This window comes from Paenibacillus terrisolis (genome assembly GCF_056171975.1).
Map to the genome: position 1 here is coordinate 1 of NZ_JBKFGG010000058.1, position 9,688 is coordinate 9,688.

Below are 9,688 nucleotides of genomic sequence, written 5' to 3' on the forward strand. Positions count from 1 at the left end.
CGCTCCTGAGGAAGAGAACGGGCAGTTCAAAGTGCCTGCCGTATTGGAGTAAAATCAGCCACTATTAAACGTTACATGAAGGACCAACCCGGATTGGCGCTTTTTGATTTGCGTTTACAGGAGATACATAACAAGCTCCACAGCAAGGAGTTGTCCGTAACCGATTTGGTCGGCGAAGCGTTTGCCGCCATTCAGGCGAGAGATGAGCGAATCGGAGCTTATTTGACGCTCAACGAAGAAGGGGCTCGCGCCGAGGCCGCACGCCTGGATAACAAGCTGGCGAGCGGAGAAAAGAAGGGGCTTTTGTTTGGTTTGCCGATCGGCATTAAAGACAACATGGTGACCGAAGGCTTGCGCACCACGTGCGCGAGCCAGTTTTTGTCCAACTTCGATCCGATTTACGATGCGACGGTGGTTTCGAAGCTGAAGCAGGCGGAGGCGGTAACGATCGGGAAGCTGAACATGGACGAGTTTGCCATGGGCGGCTCCAATGAGAATTCCAGCTTCCATCCGGTTCGCAATCCGTGGGATTTGAGCCGGGTTCCCGGCGGTTCGAGCGGCGGCTCTGCGGCTGCCGTGGCTGCGGGCGAAGCTTACTTCGCTTTAGGCTCGGACACGGGCGGATCGATCCGCCAGCCGGCGTCTTATTGCGGTGTCGTCGGGCTCAAACCGACCTATGGCCTCGTCTCGCGCTACGGTTTGGTTGCGTTTGCTTCGTCTTTGGATCAAATCGGCCCGATTACGAAAAACGTGGAGGACGCCGCTTACCTGTTGCAGGCCATCGCCGGGTATGACGAGAAGGATTCGACTTCGGCCGGCGTAGATATCCCGGATTATTTGAGCGCGCTCACCGGGGAAATCGAAGGCTTACGCATCGCCGTTCCCAAAGAATATTTGGAAGGACTCGATCCGCAGGTCAAATCCGCCGTGCTTGACGCTTTGCGCGTTCTGGAGAGCCTTGGCGCGGCGTGGGAAGAAGTTTCCCTGCCGCATACCGAATACGCGGTTGCGGCGTATTATTTGCTGGCTTCTTCCGAGGCGTCTTCGAATCTTTCGCGTTTTGACGGCGTTCGTTACGGAGTGCGCGCGGATCAATCCGGCAATCTGCTCGATTTGTACTTCGATTCGCGCAGCCAAGGCTTTGGCCCGGAAGTCAAACGGCGCATTATGCTCGGAACCTACGCGCTCAGTTCGGGTTACTACGACGCTTATTATTTGAAGGCTCAGAAGGTGCGGACGCTAATCAAACGGGATTTCGACCAAACCTTTGAAAAATATGACGTGATTGTCGGACCAACGGCGCCAACGACGGCGTTTCCGCTGGGCTCGCAGGTAGACGATCCGCTTACGATGTATCTGAACGATATCCTGACGATTCCGATCAACCTGGCCGGCGTGCCTGCGATCAGCGTGCCTTGCGGCCTGGCTGACGGTTTGCCGGTTGGGCTGCAAATCATCGGCAAGGCTTTCGACGAAAGTACGGTTCTCCGCGTGGCTCACGCTTTCGAGGCGCATACGGATCATCACAAACGGCGCCCGGCGCTGTAAGGTACCAACGGTTTATTACAGATTTTCAGGAGGATAGCCATGTCAACATCCAAATATGAAACGGTGATCGGGCTGGAAGTCCATGTGGAACTGCATACGAGATCGAAAATCTTTTGCGGCTGTTCCACCGAATTCGGCGCGCCGCCGAATAGCCATACCTGCCCGGTTTGCCTGGGTCACCCCGGCGTGCTTCCCGTGCTTAACCGCCAGGCGGTGGATTATGCCATGAAAGCGGCGATGGCGCTCAACTGCGAAATCGGCGACGTTAGCAAATTCGACCGAAAAAACTACTTTTATCCCGATTCACCCAAAGCCTATCAAATTTCTCAATACGATCAGCCGATTGGCTTAAACGGCTATATCGATATCGAGGTGGGCGGCCAAACGAAACGCATTGGCATTACCCGGCTGCATCTGGAAGAGGATGCGGGCAAACTGACGCATGTCGACGGCGGTTTCGCTTCGCTCGTGGATTTCAACCGCGTCGGTACGCCGCTCGTGGAAATCGTGTCGGAGCCGGATATTTCTTCGCCTGAAGAAGCGCGCGCTTACCTTGAGAAGCTGCGGGCCATCATGCAGTATTGCGATGTTTCCGACGTCAAAATGGAGGAAGGTTCGATGCGCTGCGACGCCAATATCAGCCTTCGTCCGGAAGGACAAAAGGAATTCGGCATCCGGGCCGAACTCAAGAACATGAACTCTTTCCGCGGCGTCGTCCGCGGCTTGGAGTATGAACAATACCGTCAGGCCGAAATTCTCGACGACGGCGGGAAAGTCGTTCAAGAAACGCGCCGCTGGGATGAAGCCCAAGGCAAGACGTTCTCCATGCGCGGCAAAGAAGAAGCTCATGATTACCGTTATTTCCCGGATCCCGATCTGGTGACGCTGCATATCGATCAGGCTTGGAAAGATCGGATTCGGCAATCGATTCCGGAACTGCCGGATGCCCGCAAAGCCCGGTACGCTTCGGAATACGGACTGCCTGAATACGATGCCGGGGTCATTACGTCCTCCAAACCTCTTGCCGATCTTTTTGAGAGCAGTCTCCAGCACACTTCGGATGCCAAAGCGGTATCCAATTGGATTATGGGCGACCTGTTAGGATATCTGAACAGCAACGGTTTGGAACTGGCGGGGGTTAAATTGACCGGTCAGGGTTTGGGCGAAATGATCGGTTTGATGGAAAAAGGAACGATCAGCTCTAAAATCGCCAAAACCGTGTTCAAAGAAATGCTGCAAAACGGCAAGCTGCCGCAGCAGATCGTTGAAGAACAAGGACTTGTGCAAATCAGCGACGAAGGGGCGATTCTGGCGATCATCAATGAAGTCATTGCGAATAACCCGGCTTCCGTCGAGGACTACAAGGCCGGCAAGGACAAAGCCATCGGTTTCCTGGTCGGACAAGTCATGAAACAGAGCAAAGGGAAAGCGAACCCTGCGCTGGCCAATAAGCTGCTTGTCGAAGCGCTGAAAGGCTAAAATGCGGGGTGCCGGAAGGGAGGTGCCGGGATGATCGAGCGATTGTCGCTTCAGGACCCGGATGTGGTGGAGCAGCTATGGAGCCTGCAGCATACGGCTTATCGCCTTGAGGCCGGACAGGTCGGATTAACGGAATATCCGCCTTTGCCGGATACGTTTGACTCCATCCGCAACAGCAGCGAGCAGTTTTACGGGGAGTTGAACGGTGAAGGAGATATTCTGGGGGCGATCGCCGTCATTTCCCCTTTCGCCGGAACGCTGGAAATTTCCCGGTTAATGGTGCATCCCGATTATCTCCGGCAAGGAATAGGGACCGCCTTGATTGAGTTTGTAACCCGCAGTCACCCGGATGTTAGGGTTTTTACGGTTACGGCTAGCACTTTGAACGATCCCGCGGTTGCGCTATACCGCCGGCATGGCTTTGAGCCTGCGCGGAAAGCGAATTCCACCGTCGGGGTGGAATTGACCATTTTCAGGCTGGAGCGATAGGGACAAGCCGCTGATCCGATGGAGCCAATATAAAAGCACACTTTAACTATTGCTCAAAGCAATAGTTAAAGTGTGTTTTTTTCCAATAGTCAGTATTGCTCGTTTGGAGGCGTGCTTGCTCCTCCGGACCAGTTCATACCACGTTACAGATATCCGCCATTTCGGTTATTATTAAGGAAAGGTGTCCCCACTTCATAGAATGAAGGAATACAGAGAGAAAGGGATGGGGAGATGACTCCGGAAATAACGCCCGCCCATTTGCCGGCGCCTCGCGACCGAACCAAAGGTTACAAACCCCGGCGCCGAAAGCGGAAATTTATCGCCTGTCTGCTGTCCGCCTTGTTCCCCGGTTTGGGCCATTTATATTTGAGTATGTTCAAAAAAGGCGTCGCCATCGTTTATTTCGTCATCATCGATGCCGCTGCACTGATCTATTTTTCCTCCGTTCGGATGGAGATCAATGTCCCGTTATTGATTTTGCTTGGTTTGCTGATTCCGGCCGCCTATTTTTACAGCATTTACAACGTTCTCCAATCCACCGATGCATTAAACACCAAGTTGAAAAGGGAAAATAACGACGAAGAGGTTCCATACACCGCTTCTTTAATGCCCGCTTCGGGAGTCAGGGAGGGAGTTCTTTCCGGAATTCTGCTCATTGGCGGAGGACTGCTGGTTTTTCTGTTCCGTCAAAAACCTGCGTGGTTTCAAGTCTTGATCCAGACCTCGGCGGCGTATATCGTGTCGGCGCTTCTTTTTGCCGTTGCGGTGTTTTTGATTTATCGGGAGGGGAAGCGTCGTTTTCTTCGAACCGGTCGGTTCACAGCTTCCACCGTGCTGCTCGGGATCGGATCCTTGTTGCTGGCTGATCAAATCACCGGCAAGGATAATATGCTGCTGCTTCTCAAATGGTGGCCATTGCTGCTTGTGGTTTGGGGAGCCGAGCATATATTGGTGCTGCTGTGGAACCGGCGACGTACGCTTCGGCCGGAGCGGCGTTTGCGTGTGGATGTAAGAGGGCTTCTTCTTTCCGTGTGCCTGGCCTTTTCCGTTTTTGCCGTTACGCAGCAGGATCATTATATGCATTTGTGGAACCGCGTCAGTCTGGACTTTTCGGCGGCGGGAGCCGACTTCGGCGCCCAAGAGGGTTATCGGGTCGAGAAGCCGTACCAGGAAATTCCTATTGATTTGGATACCGGTCAAATCATGATTGACGGAATTAATGGAGATATTGAAGTGAAAAAAGCTGAAATCGACCATGTCTCGATCGGGTCTATCGTATGGGTGGATCAGGTCGGGACGGAGGATGCCCGAAAAGTCGCGGCGGATACCTCGGTTCAGGTCACGGAAGGCAAAACGCTGGGGATTGCCGTGAAGGATCGGGTTTACGGCGAGTCGGGCAGACGGCATCCGCGCGTGGATTTGACGGTGATTTTGCCGGAGAACCGGTTTCTTGATCTGGATATTGCCACCTCAAGAGGAGCCATTGTCCTAACGGGCGTGCAGACGATGAAGCATGTCAAACTGCAGACCGGAAGCGGAAATCTTAGATTATGGGACATTGTTGGAGATGTTTCGGGCAAAACGCTGAACGGCGACGTGGAGTTGTATCGCATCTTCGGAAATGCCGACATCGATACCCAAGGCGGAAACATAAAGGGCAGGGGAGTAACCGGCGACGCGTCCTTGTCTACTTTGGTTGGTGATATTTCGCTGACCGACGCCGAGGGAGAAATCAAGGTGAATACAAAAAACGGAAATATCCGTGTCGATGGCGCGAACGCCGGACTTCAGGCGGAGTCGCTTAACGGAAAAATTCAAGTTTCGTCAACGCAAGTCGGCGGGAATTGGGATGTCTATACCGCCGTTGGAGAACTGGAGCTGGATATTCCGGAGTCGGGGGATTATAAGCTCGAGGGGTCCAGCGGGTATGGAGATATCTCTTCCGATCTGCCTTTTTTGGTGGAAAACAAGGAAATTAAAGGTTCCTCGGGAACCGGGGAGTTTCAAATCAAAGCGGACGGGAACAGCGATTTAATTGTGAATAAACGCTGAACACGTGAAAATCCGAATGATAAAGTCAACCGCTGGGTTTATACTGCGTTGACAAAAGTTTTATGATAACCGTACAATGAAAATGCAAGGGTTTTTAGTATGACTATTTATTTAGAATGAGCTTATTAAAGGCGGTGGGACCTATCATGTCAACGCGCGTACAGCATGCTTTAGACCAATTGAAGAATAACGGAGTCCGCATTACGCCGCAGCGTCACGCCATCCTCACTTATTTGATGGATTCGATGACTCATCCGACGGCGGACGAAATTTACCGGTCTTTGGAGCCGCGCTTTCCCAATATGAGCGTCGCAACCGTATATAATAATCTGAAGATGTTTATTGAAGCCGGTATGGTCCGCGAGCTGTCCTACGGAGATAATTCGAGCCGCTTTGATGCGGATGTTTCGAATCATTACCACATCATCTGCGAGAACTGCGGGAAAATTACGGATTTCAGCTATCCGTCGCTGGATGACGTAGAGCACAAGGCGGAAGAGATGACCGGCTTTCAAATCAAAGGACACCGGATGGAACTTTACGGGATTTGCAAAGAGTGCCAAATCAAACATTAAAAAAGTAATAGTACTTTTTGACCTGCGGGTTTAGGATAACGTGTGGGATTCCTTCGGGAATTCTTCACGTTTTTATTTTTGGCGGGTACGGTCATAGTGCCGGCGAACGACACTACGGTGGAGGTATAGCCTTGAAAAGCAGAAAAAGGACCTATCGCAGAACCAGACGCGGCAAGAGCAAAATGCTGTGGTTTCTTGGAATTATACTTATATTTGCGGGAGTGCTCAGCGCTATATTACTTCCGAATCGTGAGCATGTGAAGCCGGAATGGCTTGGCAAATCGGATAAACCCATATTCGTTCAAGGAAAAATCGTTCAGGGATCCGCATTGGGGCAAGGTGATGGGCTGAAGCTCCCGCTTCCGGTCATTCAGTCGGTCTTGGACCCGAATGTGCGTTATGAAGAGGAGACCAAATCGGTTATTTTGACCACGCCCAAAAAGCTTGTGCTGATGAAAACGGATGAGAAGATCGCCAAGATCAACAACAAGCCGACCAAGCTGCTTTTTGCCCCGGAGGAGAAGAAGGGCGTGTTGTATTTACCGGCCAATTTGCTTGAGCAGCTGTACGGGGTCAGAGTGCGGGAAGACGCGAAGTCGGGAGCGGTTACTCTGATCAAGGCGGGGGAAAGCGTTCAGGCTGCTAAAATTAAGGATTCTTCCAAAAAGAAGAAACATTTGACTCAACTGCGCACTGAAGCAAGCACGCATAGTCCTATTTTGGCGGATATGGATCCGGGTACGAATTTACGGATTTTGCAGTCGGCGGAAGACTGGTATTATGTTCAGCTCGATAACGGATACACGGGTTATGTACAGAGGAAGAGTGTAACGGTGGGACAAAAGTATTTCGTGCCTCCGCTGAGTCCGGAGCTTTCGTCCGCCAAGAAGAAATGGCAGTCCAAAGCGATCAACCTGACTTGGGAAGCGGTGTATCAGGTTGCCCCGAATCCTTCCTCCATCGGCAAGCTGCCGGGGGTCAATGTCGTCAGTCCGACCTGGTTTGCCATTGTAGACGGAGAGGGCAACGTACAAAGCAAAGCCGACAGTGCGTACGTCCAATGGGCACATGGGCAAGATATGCAGGTGTGGGGGCTTCTCAGCAACAGCTTCGAGCCGGATTTGACGACGAAGGCGTTGTCCAGCTTTGAGTATCGCATCATGACCATTTTGCAAATGCTGCATTACGCGCAAATTTACGATCTTGATGGCATCAATATCGATTTTGAAAACGTCTATACCCGGGACAAGGCTAATTTGATTCAATTTGTACGTGAGCTGCGTCCGCTGGCCGAGGAGCAAGGGCTTGTCGTATCCATTGATGTAACTCCGAAATCGGACAGCGAGATGTGGTCGGCCTTTCTGGATCGCCGGGCGCTTGGCGAGGTTGTCGATTATATGATATTAATGGCTTATGATGAGCACTGGGCGGCAAGCCCGGTATCCGGCTCGGTCGCTTCCTTGCCTTGGGCGAGCTCGGCGGCAAGCCGCATATTGCAGGAAGACGGAGTTCCCTCTAGCAAGCTGGTGCTTGGCGTGCCTTTGTATACGCGAATATGGACGGAGACCGAAAAGGACGGCAAAACCGAGGTCAGTTCAAAATCCATCGGCATGAAAAAAGCGCAGGAGATCATCAAAAATCAGAAATTAACGCCGGTGTATTCGCAAGAAACCGGGCAGAATTACGTGGAGTACAGCGATAAGGAAGGGCGGCACCGGATATGGCTTGAAGACGCCGATTCTTTGAAACGCCGGGTCGAATTGGCCAAATCCCTCGATTTGGCGGGTATTGCTGCCTGGAACCGGAGCTTTGCTTCCGAGGATGCTTGGGAAGTGCTGCAGAAAATTAAGGAGTAACGGCTTAACGCCAAAAAAGACGGAACGCCATCAGGCGTTCCGTCTTTTTTCTTTTGATTATGCTATTGCAATCATTGCTGCGCGGTGTGAATTTCGGCATGCTGCTTTTCCAACTGATCGGCCGTGATGTTTGCTTTCGTGGGGTCCGTGGTGAGAAGTGTCTTGCAGAACATGCAGCGGTCGGTTTTGCCAAGCATCTTGGTCAGCTTGTGACACTCGGGGCATTCAAGCTGGACGGCGGATGTGGACAGCATCCCGGCCCAGAAATAAACGGCGAGGCTCGCCAACATGGAAATGAGCCCGATCACGAGGCCGATCCCGGCTACGATCTTTCCCGCCTGTCCCCAAAAGACGATTCCGGCCGTTCCGAGCACCATAAGTCCCATGCCGAACATAGTCAAAAGTAAACCCCACAAGCGAAATTCATTGATTTTGCTCGATTTCAAGAACATTCGGGCCAACCTCGCTTCTCTTATGAATTCATTTCTTTTCCGCATCAGGAAGAAGGAAACTTTAAGCAAGCGTAGAACTATATTATAACGAATTGGCAGGATTACGCCAAGGTGGGAGGCTGCCCATGGAACCAACCATTTTTTCTTTTATCGATGAAGAGAAGGCTGGCCGTCATGCGATCGGAGCCGTTGGATATCGTCATGAACGCGGAAAAGTTCAGGACTCGTTTCTGAATGATTTTGATTTCCTGATCTTGGTGATCCACCAATCATTGGAGGAGAACGGTCTTCAAATCGAGCACTGTACTAGCGGCGACATTCATTATCAGCTTCTGCACGTGGATAGCGTGGACTTGAAGCGTTGGGTCGTAGCTGGCGATAACCGCGAGATCATCAAATATTTTTTGCATGGACGAGTTATTTGGGACATTGAAGGGAAAGTAACGGCTTTGCGCAAAATAATCATTGAGTTTGATGAACATACTAGAGAGCGGCGAAAATTCAAGGAATTCGCGAAGTTTCTCAAAGTGTATGTAGAAGCTAGACGTTTCGCCGCGGAGCAGGATTTGCTTGACGCGTATTACAGCGTGCTGCAGGCGCTTAAACATTATGCCCGTCTGGAGCTGATCGAGCAGGGGATTCTTCCGGAAAGCAGAGTCTGGGAGCAGGTTCGCCCGCTGAATTCCGTCGTATACAAATTGTTCGATGAGTTAACGGACAACAAAGAGACGCTTGAACAGCGCATTCAGCTTGTGCTGCTTGCTTGCGAATTTTCCATCACCTCCAAAATGGCGGATTGTTGTTCCCCTCTTTTGCGGATTTTGGGAAGCCGGAAAGAATCGTGGACGATTCAGGAGTTGGTGAGCTTGCCTGAGTTGGCGTATGCGGCGGAAGAGCTTCCTTTGGTTCTAAGAAAACTGGTCTATCGCTCATTGGTAATAGAGAGCTCCAGAGCTCAGCAGGATGCTCATGGCGATGGGCGGGAGATACGGTATCGAGCTTAACGGAGATGTAAAGCATTTCCACTCATTTTCATTGCGAAAGTGGGTTGACTCTTGTATAAATTCTGTGTTAAATTAAATTTCGCCGCTAAAAAGGTTGGAAGTGGTTAAGGACGTTAATTGATGGAATGATCGAAGGCCCTGAAAAAACTTCTTGACTATCGAACGGCGCACATGATATATTATAAAGGTCGCTGCTGAAACGAAGCGGAGACAAAAAACGAAGTTTGATCTTT

General features: G+C 51.4%; 8 protein-coding genes. 7 read left to right on the forward strand and 1 reads right to left on the reverse strand.

From position 1 onward, the window contains the following. The first annotated feature begins 93 nt into the window (after positions 1-93). The 6 genes from gatA to ACI48K_RS25500 all read left to right on the forward strand — a co-directional run bounded on the left by gatA (position 94) and on the right by ACI48K_RS25500 (position 7,999). A complete protein-coding gene (gatA, locus tag ACI48K_RS25475; protein WP_475030438.1) occupies positions 94-1,548 on the forward strand; it encodes an Asp-tRNA(Asn)/Glu-tRNA(Gln) amidotransferase subunit GatA in 1,455 nt (484 codons plus the stop codon). A 39-nt stretch (positions 1,549-1,587) separates the two neighbouring features. Further along, a complete protein-coding gene (gene gatB, locus ACI48K_RS25480) occupies positions 1,588-3,027 on the forward strand; it encodes an Asp-tRNA(Asn)/Glu-tRNA(Gln) amidotransferase subunit GatB (RefSeq protein WP_475029519.1) in 1,440 nt (479 codons plus the stop codon). Positions 3,028-3,057: 30 nt separating this feature from the next. After that, a complete protein-coding gene (locus tag ACI48K_RS25485; RefSeq protein ID WP_475029520.1) occupies positions 3,058-3,516 on the forward strand; it encodes a GNAT family N-acetyltransferase in 459 nt (152 codons plus the stop codon). 231 nt (positions 3,517-3,747) lie between these two features. Then, on the forward strand, positions 3,748-5,568 hold the full coding sequence (locus ACI48K_RS25490) for a DUF4097 family beta strand repeat-containing protein (protein ID WP_475029521.1): 1,821 nt from the start codon (positions 3,748-3,750) through the stop codon (positions 5,566-5,568). Positions 5,569-5,714: 146 nt separating this feature from the next. Then, entirely contained in the window at positions 5,715-6,143 is a 429-nt protein-coding gene (locus ACI48K_RS25495; protein ID WP_475029522.1) for a Fur family transcriptional regulator, read from the forward strand. Between the two features lie 182 nt (positions 6,144-6,325). Then, positions 6,326-7,999, forward strand: a complete 1,674-nt coding sequence (locus ACI48K_RS25500; RefSeq protein ID WP_475029526.1) for a glycosyl hydrolase family 18 protein — start codon at positions 6,326-6,328, stop codon at positions 7,997-7,999. A 71-nt stretch (positions 8,000-8,070) separates the two neighbouring features. On the opposite strand, the gene ACI48K_RS25505 is transcribed toward ACI48K_RS25500, so the two are convergent. Further along, complete coding sequence (locus ACI48K_RS25505; protein ID WP_475029524.1) at positions 8,071-8,451, reverse strand: YgzB family protein; 381 nt, start codon at positions 8,449-8,451, stop codon at positions 8,071-8,073. Positions 8,452-8,576: 125 nt separating this feature from the next. Here ACI48K_RS25505 and ACI48K_RS25510 point away from each other — a divergent pair, with 125 nt between their 5' ends. Then, the gene (locus ACI48K_RS25510) at positions 8,577-9,455 is read left to right on the forward strand and encodes a nucleotidyltransferase-like protein (protein WP_475029525.1); all 879 of its coding nucleotides are present in this window, start codon (positions 8,577-8,579) and stop codon (positions 9,453-9,455) included. Positions 9,456-9,688 lie beyond the last annotated feature (233 nt).

What these genes read in the sequence shown, in the direction of transcription:
- ACI48K_RS25505 (WP_475029524.1), bottom strand. Translation starts at nt 8,451, where the DNA reads ATGTTCTTGAAATCGAGCAAAATCAATGAATTTCGCTTGTGGGGTTTA.
- ACI48K_RS25490 (WP_475029521.1), top strand. Translation starts at nt 3,748, where the DNA reads ATGACTCCGGAAATAACGCCCGCCCATTTGCCGGCGCCTCGCGACCGA.
- ACI48K_RS25510 (WP_475029525.1), top strand. Translation starts at nt 8,577, where the DNA reads ATGGAACCAACCATTTTTTCTTTTATCGATGAAGAGAAGGCTGGCCGT.
- ACI48K_RS25485 (WP_475029520.1), top strand. Translation starts at nt 3,058, where the DNA reads ATGATCGAGCGATTGTCGCTTCAGGACCCGGATGTGGTGGAGCAGCTA.
- ACI48K_RS25495 (WP_475029522.1), top strand. Translation starts at nt 5,715, where the DNA reads ATGTCAACGCGCGTACAGCATGCTTTAGACCAATTGAAGAATAACGGA.
- ACI48K_RS25500 (WP_475029526.1), top strand. Translation starts at nt 6,326, where the DNA reads ATGCTGTGGTTTCTTGGAATTATACTTATATTTGCGGGAGTGCTCAGC.
- gatB (WP_475029519.1), top strand. Translation starts at nt 1,588, where the DNA reads ATGTCAACATCCAAATATGAAACGGTGATCGGGCTGGAAGTCCATGTG.